Consider the following 19,202-nt stretch of genomic DNA (forward strand, 5'->3'; position numbering starts at 1 on the left):
ATGACCGACGACACCCGCTCGGCAGCCACCCAGGTGGCGACTGCGACCGCGGCAGAGCGTCCCCGCTTCTCGCTGACGTTCCGCGCCCGCGACTTCCTGACTATCGCGATCTTCGCTGTCATCTACATCGTGGTGATCTTCGCCGTCGCGATGGTCGGCATCATCAGCCCGCTCGTGATGGTGATCACCCTTCCCCTCGCCCCGCTGGTCGCCGGCATCCCCTACATGCTGTTCCTCAGCCGAGTGCGGCACGGCGGCATGGTCACGCTGTTCGGCATCGTGTTCGGGCTCGCCTCGATGGGCTGGGGGCACCCGTGGCAGAGCGTTCTGGTCATCGTCGGGGTCTCCCTGATCGCGGAGATCGTGCTCTTCGCCGGCCGCTACCGGTCGAGGTGGGCAGCGATCTGCGCCTACACGATCTTCTCGGCCTGGATGATCGGACCCTGGATCCCCATGTTCCTCGACCGCGACGCCTACCTCGCTTCCCAGGGGTCGGAGTCGATGGGCAGCGAGTACGCCGCGCAGATGGACGCCCTGCTGTCCGCTCCGGTCATTCTCGGGGTGTGGGCTGCGGGGATCGTCTTCGGCTTCCTCGGCGGCCTGCTCGGCTCCGCGGTCCTGCGCAAGCACTTCGTCAAGGCGGGTCTCGCATGACAGACACGACTCTGCCCACTGAGACCGGTACCGGTCGGCGCATCTCGTTGCGGTTCACAGCACGCGACCTGACGGGCACAGCGATCTTCGCGGTCATCATGATCGTCGTCACCTACGCGATCGGAATGCTCGGCATTTTCTCGCCGCTGGTCTGGCTGGCGATCGTCCCCATCTCGGTGCTCGTCAACGGGATCGTGTTCATGCTCTTCCTCACACGGGTGAAACACGCCGGGATGGTGACGCTGCTCGGCGTCGTCGTCGCGCTGTTCTACCTGCTGACCGGCAACACGATCTTCAGCACGATCGGGATCATCATGCTCGCGGTCCTTGCCGAGGTCGTTCTCTGGGTCGGTGATTACCGTTCTCGGTGGGTGGCGATCTGGGCCTACACGATCTTCGCCCTGAGCTTCTTCACCCCGTTCCTGCCGCTCGTCTTCGACCGGGAGAACTACCTCCGTAGCCCCAGCTTCACCACAATGGGGGAGGAATACGTCACGGGCGCCGATGCGCTCACCACGCTGCCCATGCTGGGAGTGCTCGCGATCGGGGTCGCGGTCGCCGGGTTCCTGGGCGGGCTCCTCGGCTCCGCGGTACTCCGCAAGCATTTTGTCCGCGCCGGCCTTGCCTGAGGTCGCGGTCCCCGCCGTCGCGGTCACACGGCGGGGACTCGATCCACGCAGCAAGATCCTTCTCGTGCTGCTCGTCAGCCTCGCCGTGATGAGCCCCGGCGGGTTGGTGTTCGTCCCGGCGGGCATCCTACTGGCGACCGCACTCGCCATCTCGGAGCACGCCTGGGCGCGCGTCATGATCATCCCCGTCGCGGCGGGTGTCCTGTACGTACTCGGCTGGGTGCTACCGCAACTCTGGGCCCATCCACTGCTCACGGTCCTCGCGATCGGCAGCGGGTACCTCATCCGCTTCGTCGCCGCGTTCGGCGTCGGCGCCCACCTCATCGCAACGACCTCGCCCACACGGCTGAGCGCGGCACTGCGCGCCTGGCATCTGCCTCGTGCGCTCTCGGTAACCCTCGCCGTGATGCTCCGGTTCTTCCCCGTGGTCGCTGCGGAATCCGCCGCGGTGCTCGATGCCATGCGGCTGCGCGGCCTCGCCGGAGCAACGGGCCTTGCCCGGCATCCGATCCTCAGCATGGAACGGTTCACCGTGCCGATGATCGCCGCGAGCCTGCGCGCCAGCGAAGACCTGTCGGCATCGGCGATCCTGCGCGGACTCGGCTCACGCCGCGTCCCGGTGTCGCTCGATCCGCCGCAGTTCGGCCGGTCCGACCTCGCCCTGGCCGTCGCCCTTTCCATCCTCGCGGCCGCGAGCCTCCTGCTCCCCAACCCCCTGACGATGGTGATCGCATGATCGAGATATCGAGCGTTTCCTGGACCTACCCCCACGCCGAGACCCCCGCGCTGCGCGACCTCGACCTCACGGTCGCCTCCGGAGAGTTCCTCGTTTTGTGCGGCGCCTCCGGATCCGGCAAGTCGACGGCTCTGCGACTCATGAACGGCCTCGTGCCGCAGTTCCACGACGACGGGATCCTCACTGGAACCGTCACCGTCGAGGGGATGATCACCACAGGTGTCGAGCTCGACGCCCTCGGCCTGGTCACCGGCACTGTGCTGCAGCATCCCCGTCGGCAGTTCTTCACCGACTCCGCACGTGAGGAGACGGCGTTCGCAATGGAGAACTTCGGCTTTCCCCGTGAGCATATCCGCACCCGCGTCCAGGAGAAGGTCACCGAGCTCGCGCGATGGGTGCCGGTGAGCCAGCGGCTCCGGGGGCTGTCCGGCGGGCAGCAGCAGCAGGTCGCGATCGCCGCCGCCACCGCCCACGATCCGCGCATCCTCCTGCTGGACGAGCCGAGCTCCAACCTGTCCGCCGACGCCGTGCACCGACTCGCCGGCACCCTCGCGGGACTCAAGACCGCCGGGGTGACGATCGTCGTCGCCGAACACCGGCTGCGCTATCTGCAGGACCTCATCGATCGTGTCGTGGTCATGCGGGACGGCACCATCGACAAGGAATGGACCGCAGCACAGTTCCGCGCCGTCCCTGACGATCTGCTCGCGGACGAGGGCCTGCGCGGGGACATCCGGCCGGCCGTCATTCCCATCCTTGCCGCCGCCGGCGGCAGCATCGAGCACTCCGTCCCGAACCAGCAGGCCCCCACCGCGACGCTGCACCTGGACGGCATCCGCTGCCGGCTCGGCGGCCGCACCGTTCTCGACATCGACGAGGTGGCATTCGCCGCGGGCGAGGTCACCGCGATCCGCGGCGTCAACGGTGCCGGCAAGTCCACCCTCGCCCGCATCGTCACCGGCCTGCAGACATCCGCCGGCATCATCCGGCTCGACGGGCGGACGCTGACCCGCCGTGCACGGCAACGGGCGAGCACGATCGTGATGCAGGACGTGCAACGACAATTGTTCACCGACAGGGTCCAGGCCGAGATCGACCTCGCGTCCACAGACGCCCCCGGATCGCCCGATACCGCCGCGGTACTCGAGGCTCTCGACCTCGCCCCTCTGGCCGAAAGGCACCCGCTGGCGTTGTCTGGTGGGCAGCAGCAGCGGGTCGTCGTCGCCGCCGCCCGCGTCGCCGGGCGCCGCATCGTCATCTTCGACGAGCCCAGCTCCGGCGTCGACCGTCGACATCTGCAGTCCATCTCCGACCAGATCCGGCAGGTCGCCGCGGACGGCGCCGTCGTGCTGCTCATCAGCCACGACGACGACCTGCTGGCCCTCGCCGCCGATCGACAACTCACCCTCACTCCCGTGGCCCAGGAGCACGGCGCGAGCATCGTCCCCGCTGCTGCCATGACACGATCGCTCAAGGAAACCGGATGACCGCCCCCACCCCACTTCCCACGTCGGAGACCGTCGTGTCCCGCCCGCAGACCCCGCTGCTGCTGGGCGCGGTGCTGCTCGTCTACCTGGGGCAGATGACGCTCAACCCGATCATCGCACCCCTGTCCCGCGAGGTCGGCCTGGCCGAGTGGCAGGTCGGGGTCACCATCAGCTCCGCCGCGCTCATGCTCGTACTCACCAGCCAGTTCTGGGGCCGCCGCTCCCAGTCCTGGGGGCGCAAACCCGTGCTCGTCGCCGCCTTCGCCCTGGCCACGGTCACGATGATCCTGTTCGCCCTGGTGGCCTGGGCCGGCATGACCGGTCTCGTCACAGGGGTTGCACTGTTCGTACTGTTCGTCCTGTTCCGCGGGATTGGCTTCGGCGCCGCGATCGCCGCTGTGCCACCGACCGCCCAGGCGTACATCGCCGACGTCACGACCGACGAAACCGCCAGGGTGAAGGGCATGGCCGGCGTCGGCGCGGTACAGGGCATCGCGATGGTCGGCGGCTCTGTCATCGGCGGCCTGCTGTCCGCCTTCGGCCTCCTCACCCCGCTCATCGCCGTGCCCGTGCTCCTGGTGGCCGGGCTCGTCCTCATCACGGTGCGTCTGCGCCGTGAGCAGCGCCACGAACTCATCGCAGAACCTGCGCGGGTGCGCCCGTTCGACCCACGCGTGTGGCCGTTCCTGCTGGCCGGGTTTGGCATGTTCACCGCCCTCGGATTCATCCAAGTCATCACCGGCTTCATCGTCCAGGACCGCCTCGGACTCGACGCCCAGACCACCGGCCTGGTCACCGGCGGTGCTCTCCTCGCGGCAGGCGTCGGGATGATCCTCGCCCAGGCCGTCATCGTGCCCCGCAGCGGCTGGACCCCGCCCACCCTGCTCCGCGTCGGCGGGACCATCGCACTGGCAGGTTTCCTCCTGCTCATCATGGACGCCGGCCCCGTCCCGCTGTTCAGTTCGATCCTGATCATCGGCCTGGGCCTGGGGATCGCAATGCCCGGCTACACCGCCGGGCCCACACTCCTGGTGAACCGTGAGGAACAGGGCGGGCTGGCCGGGTTGATCAGCGCAACCACCGGGCTCACCTTCGTCATCGCCCCCACCGCCGGCACCGCCCTCTACGGGACATGGGCGCTCCTGCCGATCATCGTCGGCGCCGCCATCATGGCGATCATCGTCCTCTTCGTGTTTCTCCATCCACGGTTCCGGCGCATGCCCGCCGACCCGGACCCGGAGAAGCGGTAGCAGCCGATTGGCGAGAGGCTCTCACTCCACTCGCCCGCGCGGGCTGGTGATGCGAACGGGTTCAGCGTGTATCCGCCGACAGCATCAGAAGGCGACCTGAGCCCTGCCCGAACTGTGAGGCACCTGCGGTTCGTGCTGCTGGAGCTCTATCTGCAGGCGATCAAAGTGTTCCCGAACTTGCAGCACTATGCGGCCACAGCAGTCATGGGTGCCGCGTCGACACCAGCTGTGGGATATCGGCTGAAGTCCCGCAGGATCGAAGCCGTCTTCCGTCGCGCTGGTCGCCGCAACGATCCTGCTCTGCTTGAGCGGATACGCGCCGATCTCCGCGCACCCGCACTACGACAGAGCAGGAGGGTCGAAACTGTCCTGGGCACCGTCGGCACGGGGCTGCTGAGAATCCTTGAAGCGATGCGCGACACCGTCGAAGGACTCGAACGGGCTCTCACCGCGGAGCTCGCGCAACATCCCCTCGCACCCATCCATTCGCACCCGGTATCGGTGCCGTGCCTGTAGCGCGGATCCTCGCGGAGATCGGCGATGGCACCGACCGGTTCACCACGACCGCGGTAATGAGAGTGGAGCACGATTTGCGGGACCGCGGGTCCTGTCCGGACGGCGAAGGGTGCTGTTGTGACGCGCCAGCCCTCGGCAGGGGGAGCCATGCGCAACCTCGCGGACTCAACTCGCACACACGATGCGGTTGCAAGTTGACGAATCTACACATGATCACCCGGGTGATAATGAGTATCATTCTCAATATGTCTACTGTGATGGCTCGCCTCCAGTTCCGCACGTTGCTCATGGCGCGCGCCAGCATCTGGATCGCCGGGGCGATCACCGCTGTCGCGCTGCCCATGGCGGTCTATCAGCGCACGGGGCGAGCGGACCTGGCCGCCCTGCTGGCCGGCTTCATCGTGACGCCTTACATCGTCGTGGGGCTGTTTGCTGGAGCGCTGGCTGACCGCCACCGGATACGGAGCGTTGCCTTGCTGACGACGTCGGCATGCGCGCTGGCGTTCGGATCGATCCCCGTCGCTCAGATGCTCGGTGTATTGACGACGCCGCATCTGTTCGTATCGGCGCTCGTAGCGAACACCGCGCTGGTGTTCTTCGACGCGGCGATGTTCGCAGCTCTCCCGGCCATCGTCGGACGGGACCGGATTGCCGAGGCGTTCGCTTCGATGACGGCCGTCTCGACGGTGATCGGGCTGGGAGGGCCGGCATTGGGCGGGCTGATCGCCGGCTGGTGGTCGCCGGAGTACGCGTTGACGATCTCGGCTGTGATGTTCGTCGTTTCCGCCGTGGTCTTCCTGATCCTCGACGAGCCCGTGCGGGAGCTGTCGCATCGTGAGACGACAATCCTTCGCGATATCGGCGCGGGACTCGGATTCATCGTCCGGAACCGGATCGTGCGCTCTCTGACCTTGCTGGGATTGGGGAACTCGATCGCCGAAGGCGTATTGAGCGGGCTGGTGGTCGTCACGGTCTCGGAGTGGTTCGGCATGACGTTGGACGGGCCGTATCTGGGATTCGCGTACTCGGCGATGACGGTCGGCGGGTTCCTCGGCGCGCTGATTCTCCCGCGTCTGGGCCGTCGTGTGCGTATCGGCACCATCACGACGCTCGGGCTGATCGTCGCGGCGGGCGGCCTGGCTGCGTGGAGCCAGCAGCCGTTGTACTGGATCGGTTTGGTCGCGCTCGTGGTCTATCAGATCGGTGCGACGGTCGTCATCCTCAACGGCGTGACCGAGCGTGCGCGGGTTACGCCGGACTATCTGCAGGGGCGAGTCAACACCACAGCCCGGATGTTCGCATGGGGAGGGCAGCCCGTGGGCGCCTATCTCGCTGCGGCCCTCGTCGGCACGATCGGTATCGCCGGCACCCAGCGGGTGGGCATTGTCATCCTCATCGTCACTGCGGGCATCGCCGCTTTCGCGCTCCGCGGTCTGCGACGAGAAGAGCCGTCGAACTGACTCATCAGCGGGCGGACCACATGGAAGGAGAGGGAATGAATGCTCCCAGCATCGCCGACGTGCCGGCACCGTGGCGAGCACTGGTGCAGGAAGTGCCGCCTGCGTCACGGTGGACGGAGATCGCCGAATCATCCCGCGGGTCGCCGGCGCGCTCGGCGTACGAGGTGGCGGCCCCAGCGCAGGCGCTGATCGCGAACCTCGATGACCGTGCTGCGCTGGAGGACTGTATCGACGTGATGGCGCTGCCCGCGGGAGCACGGGTCCTCGACGCGGCCTGTGGCCCCGGGGTCTCGAGCGCGCTGCTTGCGGGTCGCGGACACAAGGTCGTCGCGGTCGACCGCGACCAGCGGATGGCCGCGTTGGCCTGCGAAGTAGGGGGAGAGCAGGGCGTCAGCGTCATCGCCGCAGACCTGTCGGAACCGCTGCCTTTCGCTTCGGCGGAGTTCGATGCCGCCGTACTCGGAGACTGCTGGGACACCCGTTTCATGCCTGAGCTCACGCGCGTCGTGCGCACCGGGGGTTCGATCTGGGTGCGCCTGAGCAACATTCTCGCCCCCATCGGCTCCGGGGAGGATCTTGCTTGGGAGGCACGGTCATGGTCGGCGCTGAACGCCGGCTACCGGCGGGCCTTCGGTCCCGACAGCGCCCGATTCCTCTCTACGCTTCCGGCCGAGGGCTTCGATACCGCCGGAACCGTTCTGCGCCAGTCGACAGGCCGCCCCGTGGCCCTCACTGGCCTGCGACGCGCCCTGGATTTCGTGCTCTGGGAATCCCGCTTTCTTCAAGACGAACTCGACCCGGGGGAGTGGCGCCGGGTGCTCGAGGACTGGGACCCGGCTTCCGCTTCCCCGTGGTGGAGCAGGGATCACCCCCTCACGGTGCGAGCCTTCACCCTCTGGCGGCACACGGTCCGGCGGTGACGCCACTGCTCACAAGGCGTTCAGTTGTGAGGCGAGGAATCTCTCCCCTAAGATAAAGATAATCATTCTCAATAAGCGGATGTCTGCTTGCCTCTACCCGAACTGGAAAGGTCCATACATATGCTCACTTCGACCCGTCTGCGAGGTGGCGCCCTGGTGGGTGTCCTCGCGCTTGCGGGTGGTTTGGCTCTCCCGACGGCGGCTTTCGCCGCCGAGGCTCCTGATGTCAAGGATGATCCGATCCACCTCGATACCGGGCATATCGATGCCTTCAACCTCGTCCTGAACGAGGACGACACTGCCCGTCTCGTCCTCAAGGAGGACGTGACCGGGTCGCATGTGCTGCGCACGCCGGAGTCGGTGACGCTCGCGGTGAAGAGCCAGGCCTTCTCGACCAATCTCCCCAGCGCAGGGGTGCCCGAGGGTGCACCGACGGAGCTGTACCACCTTCCGCTGACGCAGGACCATGAGCTCATCTGGCCGGGCTGGGACAGCCAGTCGGTCGGATCGGTCTACGGCAGCCAGGCGAAGGTCGACATCGACGTGACAGCCGTGGACGGCCCGGGTGAGGTGTTCCTGTGGACGACCGGTCAGTGGGGCGGCGTGGCACCGCTGCTGACCGAGGGGTGGACGTTCCCCGGCACCATCCACCAGGACTTCCTGGCGCATGTGCACGCCAACTGGGGCTTCACCCAGCCCGGCACCTACACGCTGACGGCGCACGCTGACGTCACCAGCGCCGACGGCACCCAGACGTCGACGAGCAACGAGGCGACCTACACATTCGTCGTGGCTCCGGTCCCGACGGCGCTGTCCGTCTCCGGCGCCGAGGACGAGGTCGCACCGGGCAGCGAGGTCACTCTCACGGCCGCCCCGTCGCCCGCTGAGTCGACGTTCTCGACCTACGCCTGGCAGACGCGCGCATCGGCAGAAGCCGAGTGGACGACCGTGGACGGGGCAGCGACGTCGACGCTGACGGTCGACGCCGTCGCCGGTGCCCAGTACCGCGCGACGGTCTCCGGTGGGAAGGACTACGCCAGCGGCTCCGCTCAGCCGATCGTCGTGGAATCGGATCCGGTCACCATCTCCACCACCGCAGAGGACCCGGTGGAACAGACGATCTCCATCGCCCCGCTCGCCGACCACTATCACAGCAGCTCGCCGATCGATCTTCAGATCGTCGCCGACCCGGCCGTGGAGGACGGCACCTACCGCTGGTACCTGCAGCGCACCGATCAGGACCAGCCGGTCCTGATCGACGACGCAACCGGCGACAGCCACCGCATCCCTGCTGCCGAACAGGCGCTGAACGGCGCCGAGGTCATCGCGGAGCTCGTCCAGGATGGCACGGTGCTGGCCACGTCCGAGGCCGTCACCATCGAGGTCGACGATCACGGCGCTGCACCGCTGCAGAAGGTCTCCGTCGGCGGCATCGCCGACCATTACCACACCGGCGCCAAGGCGACGCTGACCGCGTCGGTCACTCCGACCTCCGTGCTGAGCCGCTTCGAGTGGTACGTGCAGAAGGAGGGCGAGACCGCGCCGGTCCTCGTCGAGGGCGAGAACGACGCGACCTACTCCTTCTCCGTCACCGAGGACCTCGCCGGAGCGGCAGTGATCGCCACACTCACCTACGACAACGGCGACAGCTACGTGGAATCCGCCCCCGTCATCGTGAAACTCGACGATCACGGGCACGAGGTGCCGGACACCGACCTGACGATCTCGACGAACCGCGATGCGGACGACTACTGGGTCGGGCAGACGGCGACGCTGACGGCAGAGCAGTCCACCCCGACGGGCCTGACCGAGCACCAGTGGCTCGTGAAGCTTCCCGGCGCTGACGGCTTCGCCGCCGTGGACGGCCAGACCGCCGCCGAGTACACGTTCAAGCCCACCCTCGCCAACAGCGGCGTCCAGGTGAAGGTCCAGCTCCTGCACGACGGTGAGATGCACGCCGAGTCTGCGCCGATCACCATCACGACGCAGCAGCGCGAGCCCGTCACGACTCTCACGGTGACCGCCGACAAGGAGTCGTACGCCGCCGGTGAGACGGCTCAGCTGACGAGCACGCAGAACCCGCAGACGGACCAGTCCCACTACCACTGGTACGTGAAGCGCACGGGCGCCTCGGACTTCGTCTGGGTCGACCAGTCCCGCGACAAGGATCTCGCCTACCCGGTCACCGCCGAGGACGACGGCGCGCAGCTCGTGCTGCGCCTGTTCGACGACACCCACGCGATGATCGCCGAATCCGAGCCGCACACACTGGCCGTCGCCACCGGCGGCACGCACCCGCAGCCGACCACCGAGCTGAGCATCGACGGCCTTGCCGCCGGCTACCACGTCGGTGAGACCGCGACGCTCACGGCGGTGCAGAACCCGGCGACGGACGAGGACCACTACCACTGGTTCATCCAGCGCTCGGGCGACGCGGACTTCTCCGTGATCTCCGGTGCCGGCCAGGCGACGCTCACCCACGAGGTCGCCGAGGCGGATGCCGGCGCGCAGATCGTCGCGAAGCTGTACGACCATGACCACACTCTCGTCGCGGAGTCCGCTCCGGTGACGCTGACCGTGCGTCCGGGCGACCCCAAGCCCACCACGGCGCCGTCCACGCAGACGGAGGACGTGCTCGACGGGGTGGATGAGGGCGGCATCACCGCGTCCGCGACCGCTCCCCAGGCCGGGCAGGTCATCACCGTCCAGGTCGGGGAGGGAGCGGAGCACGCAGGCGAGTGGGTGGCCGCATGGCTGTTCTCCGACCCGGTGCTGCTGGGCGGAGACTGGATCCAGGTCGGAGCGGACGGCACCATCGCGGTCACGATCCCGGCGGACACGACCGCGGGGACTCACCGGCTCGCCGTGTTCGACGCGGATGGTCAGCTGATCGGCTGGCAGCAGCTGCAGGTCGGCGCCGCCGCCGCCGGCGACCCCGGTACCGGTGCGGGACCGGCCGGTCTGCCCAGCACGGGTGGGGAGATCAACGGCATCGTGCTCGGCACGGCCGGCGTGCTCCTGGTCGCCGGCATGATCCTGCTCCTGGCGCGTCGCCGCCGCGGAGCGGACGGGATCGTCTCCGAGTAGAGATCCCGGGGCGGTGACGGGAGGGCTTCCCCGTCACCGCCCCCTCCCTTGTATGCATGCGATGCCTCGGCATCCGGAAAGGAACACGTGTCGCCCCCTCGCACCGTCGGCATCGCCGTCTCGATCGTCCTGGCGATGGCCGCATCGGGATGCGCCAGCGCCTCCCCGGCGGGACCGGACGACGGTCGTGTCCGCGTCGTGACCACGACGGGCATCCTCGCCGACCTCGCACAGCACGTCGCAGGGGATCGGGCAGAGGTGATCTCGCTCGTGCCGGAGGGCGGGGACCCGCACAGCTACGAGCCCTCGCTGCGCGACGTGCGCGATATCGTCTACGCCGACGTGGCCTTCTCCAACTACCTGATGCTCGAGGAGCAGAACCTCATCAAGGCGCTGGACACGAACCTGCCAGGCGGGGTCCCGAACATCTCCCTGGCCGAGGAGGCCGTCAAGTACGCCGCGGAGATCATCCCGCTCGTCGAGGACGTGTCCCTGGACACGATCTGGCTCGGCCTGCGGGTGAAAGGAGACGGCGCCGATCTGGGTGCGACGCGCTCCTCCGACATCCTGCTCTCCGCCACCGGCATGGAAGGGCCGGGAGATCTGATCGCCTACCTCACGGGAAGCTTCGGCGACGTCGACGTCTACTTCGACTCCTCCGACGGCTTCGACGCCGCCGGAGGGTACCGCGACGACACGGTGATCCTTCCCCCCGACGCGCACACGCACCTGAGCTGGGCGTTCACACAGCCGGGGATCTACACATTGGACCTGCAGGCGAAACTGCAGGTCGCTCCGGACCAGCAGCCCCTCGACATCGCGACAGGGCAGGTCGCCTTCGCCGTCGGCGTCGACCCGTACACGGTGCCGGGCACATCCGATCCCACAGTGCTGAACGGCGGCCACTCCGACATCACGATCGACCTGGACGAGGCAGGGTTCGAGGCCCTGCTGGATCACGAGCACGGCTCCGCAGACGTGCACCAGGAATTCTTCCCCCTCGATGACGTGGTCGTGGAGGTGCCCAACAAGGCCCTGCACGAGATCCCCGGCGATCCCGCCTACCGATTCCTGGGACGTGCAGGAGAGGCGATCTACCAGCTCCCGCAGGCGGTGCTCGGCAAGCACGTGCACGGGGAGATCGACCCGCACCTGTGGCAGAACGTCCGCAACGCCATGTCCTACACGGAGATCATCCGCGACACCCTCATCGAGGTCGATCCGGCCGGCGCCGCCGCCTATACGAAGAACGCCGCAGCGTACCTCCGGGAGCTCAGCGCACTGGACACCGAGGTGCGCGACACGATCGCCGAGGTCCCTCGATCGCAGCGCACGCTCGTGACCACGCACGATGCGTTCGGCTACCTCGCGCAGGCCTACGACCTCGATATCTCCGGCTTCGTCACCCCTAACCCGGCGGTCGAGCCGTCTCTGGCCGAGCGGAAACGTCTGACCGAGACCATCCGCAACCTGCACGTACCCGCCGTGTTCCTCGAACCCAACCTCGCCGCACGCTCATCCACACTCATCGAAGTGGCGAAGGACCAGGGGGTCGAGGTCTGCACCATCTACGGCGACGCCTTCAGCGAGACCGTGACCACCTATATCGACATGATGCGCTTCAACGCACGATCCATCCGCGACTGCCTCGGCACGCCCGAAGGAGAACAATGACCACCCGCCGCATCCGCCGCCCGCTCTCCATGGCCTCCGCACTCATCCTGGCCGGACTCGCCGTGCTCGCGCCCGTGTCCGCCTCGGCAGAAGGCGATGACGATCTCGATCAGACGATCGACCCGAACCAGACGCAGGGGACAGGACAGGTCGTGCTCGACCAGGGGCACGTGGATTTCGGCCCCACGCTGAGCACGGGGGAGTGGATCGTCCAGATCCACGACGACACCGCACGACCCTCCTATTGGCGCCACCTCGACGACGTGGTCCTCAAGGTCGCCGACGCGGCCATCCTCCCCATCCCGGACGCAGAGGCGTACCGCTTCCTCGGACAGGAACCCGGCACCGAGGTGTGGGTGGTGCCGCAGACCCAGAATCCCGACGTCGTCTGGGCGGGGTGGAACACCCAGGAACCGAACGTGATCGAGTCACTGAACCTGGGGACGACCCTCAGCGTCCTGGGGATGGAAGGACCAGGCGATGTCGTGGTCTACCTGCAGAGCGGGAACTTCGGCGACCCGCAACCGCTGTGGTCGTCATTGGAGCCCTTCCCGCAGCAGTCGTGGATCGAGGTGAACCAGCACACCCACGCCAACTGGGTCTTCAGCGAACCGGGGATCTACCTCGTCGAGCTCCAGTTCGATGCGGAGCTGAACACCGGCGAGTCCGTCTCCGCACGCGACACCCTGCGCTTCGCCGTCGGCGACGCCACGGATGCCGAGGAGGCATTCGGCATGGAGTTCGACCAGTCCGTCATCGCAGAGACCGCCGCCCCGGATTCGTCCGATGACACCGCCGGTCCGGCCGCAGACCGCGATCAGGACGGCGACGGCACGTTCGCCACTCTCATCTGGGGTGTGGTCGGAGTGGTCGCTGTCGTGCTCGTGATGGCGATCATCGTGGTCGTCACCGCATCTCGTCGGGCGAAGGCCCGCGCCCTCGCCGCCCGAAATGTGAAGGAACCGACCGAATGAGTGCCCTCGACGTCACCGACCTGACCGTCCACCTGGGCGGCAGGCGCGTCCTGCACGACATCGACCTGAGCGTCGAGACCGGTGAGTTCGTCGGTCTGATCGGACCGAACGGGGCAGGCAAGACCACTCTGCTGCGCTCTATCCTCGGCTTGATCCGCACCGAGAACGGCCGCGTCGACGTCGATGGCAGCACCGGCGCACAGGCGCGCTCCAGGATCGGCTACGTACCGCAGCGCCACGAGTTCGCCTGGGACTTCCCCATCTCCGTCGAGGACGCCGTGATGACCGGCCGGATCCGGAGGATCGGCTGGCTGCGCCGGCCCGGGGTGGCGGACTTCGACGCCGTGGCCGAGGCCCTCGAACGTGTCCACATGGACCACCTCAGAGCGCGGCCGGTCGGCGAGCTCTCCGGCGGACAGCGCCAACGCGTCCTCGTCGCCCGCGCCCTCGCGCTGCGTCCGCGGCTGCTGTTGCTGGACGAGCCGTTCACCGGTCTCGACATGCCCACCCAGGAGCTGCTCATCGAGCTGTTCCGAGACCTCGCCGCCGAAGACAAGGCCGTGCTGATGACGACCCACGATCTGGTGGGCGCCATGCATGAGTGCTCGCGGCTGTGCTTGATCAACCGAACGATCATCGCCGACGGGACACCGTCGAGCCTCAACGACCCTGGAATCTGGATGCGCGCCTTCGACGTGAAAGCCACCAACCCGCTGCTGAAGACCCTGGGGGTGTCGGCCTGATGCTCTCTCCCATCGACTTCATCCAGGACCTGCTCAACCCCGACCTGCGATTCTTGCCCAAGGCGCTGATCATCGCCGTGATGTCCAGCATCGTCTGCGGAGTGATCGGCTGCTACGTGGTACTGCGCGGTATGGCATTCATCGGCGACGCCGTCGCCCATGCCGTCTTCCCCGGGCTCGCCGTCGCCTTCGTCATCCAGGGCAACCTGGTCCTCGGCGGCGCCGTCGCCGGCGTCCTGACGGCGATCCTCGTCGCCGTGTTCTCCCAGAACCGGCGGATCAAGGAGGACTCCATCATCGGGGTCTTCTTCGTCGCCGCCTTCGCCCTCGGCATCGTCGTCATCTCCCAGGCACCCGGATACGCCGGCTCTCTGCAGCAGTTCCTCTTCGGCTCCATCACCGGCATCCCCGACGAGGACATCTACACCGTCGCGATCACCGGCATCCTCCTGCTGCTGACGGTCTTCCTGTTCCACAAGGAGTTCGTCGCGGTCACCCTCGACCGCGAGATGGCACGCTCCACCGGCATCCCCGTCTTCGTCCTCGACCTCGTGCTCTACGTCATGGTCGCGATCGCGATCGTCATCTCCATCCAGACCATCGGCAACATCCTCGTCCTGGCTCTGCTGATCACCCCGGCCGCAGCGGCACGGCTGCTCACCGACCGGCTCGGGCTGATGATGCTCCTCGCCCCGATCATCGGCGGGTCCTCCGCCCTCGTCGGCCTCTACGTCTCGTGGAGCTTCGACCTCCCCGTCGGCGGCATGATCGTCCTCATCGCGACCGCCGTATTCCTTCTCGCCTGGTTCTTCGCCCCCCGGCACGGACTGCTGATGAACTACCTCCGCCGCCGCGCACAACCGGTCGAGACCGCCTCACCGTCGCCGACACCGGGACCCCGCCGGGAGGCCGCAGATTCCTCCGCACCGCACGTTGAAGAGAGTGTTCTCCGATGACCATCCTGCATCCGGCCCCACGACACCGCACCCGGGCGACCGGCGTAGCCGCATTGCTCGCACTGGCACTGACCGCGCTGACTCCGCTGAGCGCCAGCGCCGCAGCAGAACTGCCCGCTGCCGGCGCGACCCTCGCCCAGATCGCCCCTGGCGCCGACGGATCGCTCGAACTGGGCATCGCCGATACCAACGGGCAACCGGTGCTCTCAGACACGATGATCACCGTCGACGGCACGGCACGGTTCACCGCCCACTTGGACACCTCCGCCATGGATGCCACCGCGGGCACCGTGCAGCTCCGGTGGAGCGAGATCGTCCTCCCGGGCGGAGTAGCCGCCGACAACTCGGGCTCGACGACGCCGCAGGCCGTGGTCACCTCGGAGGACGGCAGCGCGTGGTTGTTGGGCACGGCGACGGACGCGCCTGAGCACGCGCCACTCGATGCGGGCGCCACCACTCCTACATCGTGGTATTTCACGGCACCGGGCGACTACTCTCTGACGGCCACGGCAACGCTGGTCGATGCCGAGGGGACGGTCGTGGGCGAGAGCGCGCCGACCACGATGTTGTTCCGAGTCACCGACCCGCTCCCACCCGCGCCAGCACCGGCCCCCGAGCCGGAACCGCAGACGGATACCGATCCAGAAGCCGGAGCCGAGGCCGAGGTCACCCCCGACGCCGACGGCGCGGGGGAGCAGGACACCCCCGCGCCGGGAGACGCCGGTGCCACAGATGACGCGGAGGACATCCCCCAGCCCGACGGCCAGTCCGACCAGCCCGCCCCGCCGAGCCAGGAGAAGACCATCGTCGGCGCCGTCCACACCGACGCGGTCTCCGCATATGTCGACAACGGCACCCTCGTGCTGCAGTCCAAGGCGGACATGGACGTCGACGGAGATACGCAGATCGATCTCGGCAGCCGCCTCGAGACCCGGCGTCTGCTCTTCCACGTCAACGACAAGGCGAAGCAGGCCTTCCCGGGCGCACCAGGATACGAATTCCTCGGCGCACCGGGGAGCACCATCTGGATGGCGCCGCAGACGCAGGACCACGACATCATCTGGCCCGGCTTCAGCACGGAAGATCCCAACCTGCGCGCCGCCGTCGACCCCAACGCACGCCTCACGGTGACGCTCGACACGGTCACCGGACCCGGCGACGTCGAAGTGTTCCAGAACGGGCCATCCCGGGTGTTCAGCTCCAAGGACCAGCTGACGCCCTGGACCCTCGGTGTTCCCCAGCACACCCACATGAACTGGGTGTTCACCAAGGCCGGCACCTACACGCTGACCTTCTCGATGACCGGGAAGGTCGATGGCCGTCAGCAGACGGCGACGAACGACTACGTCTTCGTCGTCGGGGATCTCGATGCGCACACGCAATCCTCCTCGGTCACGCTGCGCAGCTCGACGAAGGAACTCGACGCCGGCGAGGCGATCCTGCTGACCAGCGAGGTCAGCCCCGCAGATGTCGTCGGCGCCGTGCAGTTCCGCGACGAGAAGAGCAACTCGATTCTCGGGCACACCCCCGTGAAAGACGGGAAAGCAGAACTCCGGACCGATTCGCTCACCTCCGGCGAGCACAGGATCGTCGCCGAGTTCATCCCCACCTGGAAGGACGACGTCACTGCCTCGCAGTCCACACCTGTCACCCTCACCGTCGCCGGCGAGGACACGCCCAAACCGGAGCACGACGACACCACCCCCGTCGACGATACGGAACTGGCCGGGGTGAAGCCCGCGACGAGCGTGAAGGTCACCAACGCCAAGAAGGAGGTCGCGCCCGCACCCGACGGCTCTCTCGCCGTGGCAGTGGACGAGCCGCACTTCGGAGAATGGGTCTCGGCGTGGAGCCATGACCCGAAGCCGGTCTGGCTCGGGTGGGTGCAAGCCGACCTCAAAGGCGCATTCTCGATCGACGTCCCCGAACAGATCGCCCCCGGCACGCACCGGCTCGTCCTCAAGAGCGTCGATGACGAACTGATCGGCTGGGACAACTTCACCGTCGTCGCCCCCGACAGCGGCGGCAACCCCGGGGGAGGCGGCAACCCCGGCGGTGGGGGGAGCAACCCCGGGGGTGGAGGCAGCAACCCGGGCAGCGGTGGGAGCACTCCGGGCGGGGGCGGCAGCAAGCCGCCGCCCAAAGCACCGGGCCAGCAATGCGCCCCGGGCGTCACGCTCGACCACGGGCACATCGACGCGTTCTACGTGTCCGCCGCCAACGGCAAGGCCGTCCTGCAGCTTCTCGAGGACGTCACCGGCCACCGGGTGATCCGTGAGGCCGAGACCGTCCTGCTCAAGGTGGAGGAATCCGCCTATCGCGGCAACATCCCCGGCGGGACGCCTGGGGCACCATCGGGCTATGTGCTCCCGCTGACCCAGGATCCCGCGCTCATCTGGCCGGGCTGGGAGACATTCAGTACGGCTGGAAGCGGGTACACGGACGTGTCGATCAATGTCACCGGGGTGGACGGTCCCGGGCGCGTGTACATGTACACGCAGGGATCGTTCGGTGACTTCAGACCGCTCCTCACCCATGGCGGATACAGCTTCCCCGGCACCATCCGAGAAGCCGAACCTGCGCACACGCACGCACAGTGGGTGTTCTCGCAGAAGGGTGTATACAAGCTGACCGTGCACGCCGTGGCAACCAACCCCAAGACGGGCTCATCCATCCGCACGGCGGCGCACACGTACGTGTTCCAGGTCGGCGACGTGCCGCTCGGCGATGCCTTCTGCGGCCTGCGGTCTGCGGATGCCGGCACGGCGGCGGTCGTAAACGCGGCCGTGCACCAGTCGACGGCCGACGCCGTCGCCGCAGCCCAGGCCGACGCGGCAGCGCAGGCCGCTGCCGCAGAGGCTGAGGAGAAGGAGAAGCGGAAGCAGACGCTGAGGACTAAACAGACGGAGGGCGAGGACGAAGACAACGGCGTGCTCGACGCGATCTTCGGCGAGGACGTGAATCCCGCCGTCGTGGGAGGCATCGTGGGCGGAGGTGTGCTGATCATCGCAGGAATCATCGGCGCCACCCTGTGGTGCGTGCGTCGGCTTCGGACACAGGCAGCGCCCGTCGACACGACCGGTTCGTCATGATCTCGAGGTGCGCATGACCCCGACCTCTGCTCGCTCAGAAGGTCCGCCCGTGGAAGCGGACCCTCTGAGCGAGTTCGACGCGCTCCTGGCGAGCGCGGACGTGGATGACACCGAAGAAGATGACCTTGTGCAGACGCTGGCGTCCTCGAGAACCGGTCGGGGATGGGTCATCGGCTCGGTGCTGAGCGCGGCACTGGGTGTGGTCCTGGTCGCCGCGGCGCTGGTCGCGGCATCCCTGTCACCGCGACCGGATCCGGATCCGACGTCGTATGTCGCGGCTGAGCTGTCGGGAACCACGCCGCGGCCGGATCCGAGGCAGACACCGTATGCGGCACCTTCGCAGCAGCACGAGCGTCCGCTCACAGACCTTGTCGACGAGAATTGGGTAGCTGAGCTGTCAGACGACACCAGTATCCCCGTCCGTGCCCTGATCGCGTACGCCGGCGCTTCCCTCGTCGCGACGTCCGAGTATCCGGCGTGCGGTCTGGGCTGGAACACCCTTGCCGGCATCGGCCACGTCGAATCCGAGCACGGCACCATTCACGGTTCGCATCTCGGTGCCGACGGCGTCGCTCGCCCGGCAATCATCGGCATCCCGTTGACCGGGGAGACCACCGAGGCGATTCGCGACACCGACGCGGGCATGCTGGACGGCGACGCCGTCTGGGACCGCGCGGTCGGTCCGATGCAGTTCATCCCGACAACCTGGGCGCAATGGGGCGCCGACGGCAACGGCGACGGCATCCGCGACCCGCAGAACATCGACGACAGCGCACTCGCCGCAGCACGATACCTCTGCGACGTGGGCGGGGACCTCACGGTCGCCGACAACTGGATTGCCGCCATCCACGCATACAACCCGACGATCGAGTACAACAACCGCGTCGCCGACGCCGCTGCCTATTATGCAGGGCGGGGTTGACGGGGCGAGGTTCAGGCACAGGTGCAGGGAGGGACTTCCCAGCGGTTCGTCACCGCACGATGGGCATGTTCGGCCAGGAAAGGTTGCGACGTCACCAGTGCG

General features: G+C 67.6%; 15 protein-coding genes. All 15 read left to right on the forward strand.

Going from position 1 to position 19,202, the window contains the following annotated elements; all coding sequences use genetic code 11:
- The 15 genes from ACTIAO_RS02085 to ACTIAO_RS02155 all read left to right on the forward strand — a co-directional run bounded on the left by ACTIAO_RS02085 (position 1) and on the right by ACTIAO_RS02155 (position 19,100).
- Positions 1-654 (forward strand): MptD family putative ECF transporter S component, encoded by a 654-nt coding sequence (locus ACTIAO_RS02085; protein WP_441904672.1) that lies wholly within the window; start codon positions 1-3, stop codon positions 652-654.
- Positions 651-1,283 (forward strand): MptD family putative ECF transporter S component, encoded by a 633-nt coding sequence (locus tag ACTIAO_RS02090; RefSeq protein ID WP_441904673.1) that lies wholly within the window; start codon positions 651-653, stop codon positions 1,281-1,283. Before ACTIAO_RS02085 ends, ACTIAO_RS02090 begins: the two co-directional genes overlap by 4 nt.
- Positions 1,276-2,019: an energy-coupling factor transporter transmembrane component T family protein gene (locus tag ACTIAO_RS02095; protein WP_441904674.1), complete on the forward strand. Its 744-nt coding sequence runs from the start codon at positions 1,276-1,278 to the stop codon at positions 2,017-2,019. Before ACTIAO_RS02090 ends, ACTIAO_RS02095 begins: the two co-directional genes overlap by 8 nt.
- Positions 2,016-3,506: an ATP-binding cassette domain-containing protein gene (locus ACTIAO_RS02100; RefSeq protein ID WP_441904675.1), complete on the forward strand. Its 1,491-nt coding sequence runs from the start codon at positions 2,016-2,018 to the stop codon at positions 3,504-3,506. Before ACTIAO_RS02095 ends, ACTIAO_RS02100 begins: the two co-directional genes overlap by 4 nt.
- A complete protein-coding gene (locus ACTIAO_RS02105) occupies positions 3,503-4,756 on the forward strand; it encodes an MFS transporter (RefSeq protein WP_087133145.1) in 1,254 nt (417 codons plus the stop codon). Before ACTIAO_RS02100 ends, ACTIAO_RS02105 begins: the two co-directional genes overlap by 4 nt.
- Positions 4,757-4,870: 114 nt before the next feature.
- Entirely contained in the window at positions 4,871-5,272 is a 402-nt protein-coding gene (locus tag ACTIAO_RS02110) for a hypothetical protein (RefSeq protein ID WP_441904676.1), read from the forward strand.
- Positions 5,273-5,517: 245 nt separating this feature from the next.
- Entirely contained in the window at positions 5,518-6,732 is a 1,215-nt protein-coding gene (locus ACTIAO_RS02115; protein ID WP_441904677.1) for an MFS transporter, read from the forward strand.
- A 35-nt stretch (positions 6,733-6,767) separates the two neighbouring features.
- Positions 6,768-7,652, forward strand: a complete 885-nt coding sequence (locus ACTIAO_RS02120) for a class I SAM-dependent methyltransferase (protein WP_441904678.1) — start codon at positions 6,768-6,770, stop codon at positions 7,650-7,652.
- A 120-nt stretch (positions 7,653-7,772) separates the two neighbouring features.
- Positions 7,773-10,739, forward strand: coding sequence for a choice-of-anchor M domain-containing protein (locus ACTIAO_RS02125; RefSeq protein WP_441904679.1), 2,967 nt, complete (start codon positions 7,773-7,775; stop codon positions 10,737-10,739).
- An 87-nt stretch (positions 10,740-10,826) separates the two neighbouring features.
- Complete coding sequence (locus tag ACTIAO_RS02130; RefSeq protein WP_441904680.1) at positions 10,827-12,413, forward strand: anchored repeat ABC transporter, substrate-binding protein; 1,587 nt, start codon at positions 10,827-10,829, stop codon at positions 12,411-12,413.
- Positions 12,410-13,387, forward strand: a complete 978-nt coding sequence (locus ACTIAO_RS02135) for a choice-of-anchor M domain-containing protein (protein WP_441904681.1) — start codon at positions 12,410-12,412, stop codon at positions 13,385-13,387. The genes ACTIAO_RS02130 and ACTIAO_RS02135 overlap by 4 nt, the downstream gene beginning before the upstream one ends.
- Positions 13,384-14,130, forward strand: a complete 747-nt coding sequence (locus tag ACTIAO_RS02140; protein WP_441904682.1) for an anchored repeat-type ABC transporter ATP-binding subunit — start codon at positions 13,384-13,386, stop codon at positions 14,128-14,130. Before ACTIAO_RS02135 ends, ACTIAO_RS02140 begins: the two co-directional genes overlap by 4 nt.
- On the forward strand, positions 14,130-15,086 hold the full coding sequence (locus ACTIAO_RS02145; protein WP_441904683.1) for an anchored repeat-type ABC transporter permease subunit: 957 nt from the start codon (positions 14,130-14,132) through the stop codon (positions 15,084-15,086). Before ACTIAO_RS02140 ends, ACTIAO_RS02145 begins: the two co-directional genes overlap by 1 nt.
- Positions 15,083-18,178, forward strand: a complete 3,096-nt coding sequence (locus ACTIAO_RS02150) for a choice-of-anchor M domain-containing protein (RefSeq protein ID WP_441904684.1) — start codon at positions 15,083-15,085, stop codon at positions 18,176-18,178. The genes ACTIAO_RS02145 and ACTIAO_RS02150 overlap by 4 nt, the downstream gene beginning before the upstream one ends.
- Positions 18,179-18,227: 49 nt before the next feature.
- Positions 18,228-19,100 carry a lytic transglycosylase domain-containing protein gene (locus ACTIAO_RS02155; protein WP_256971472.1) on the forward strand — a complete coding sequence of 291 codons (873 nt, stop codon included), beginning with the start codon at positions 18,228-18,230 and terminating at the stop codon, positions 19,098-19,100.
- Positions 19,101-19,202 lie beyond the last annotated feature (102 nt).

The organism is Microbacterium sp., assembly GCF_052099035.1.
Classification (GTDB): Bacteria; Actinomycetota; Actinomycetes; order Actinomycetales; family Microbacteriaceae; genus Microbacterium.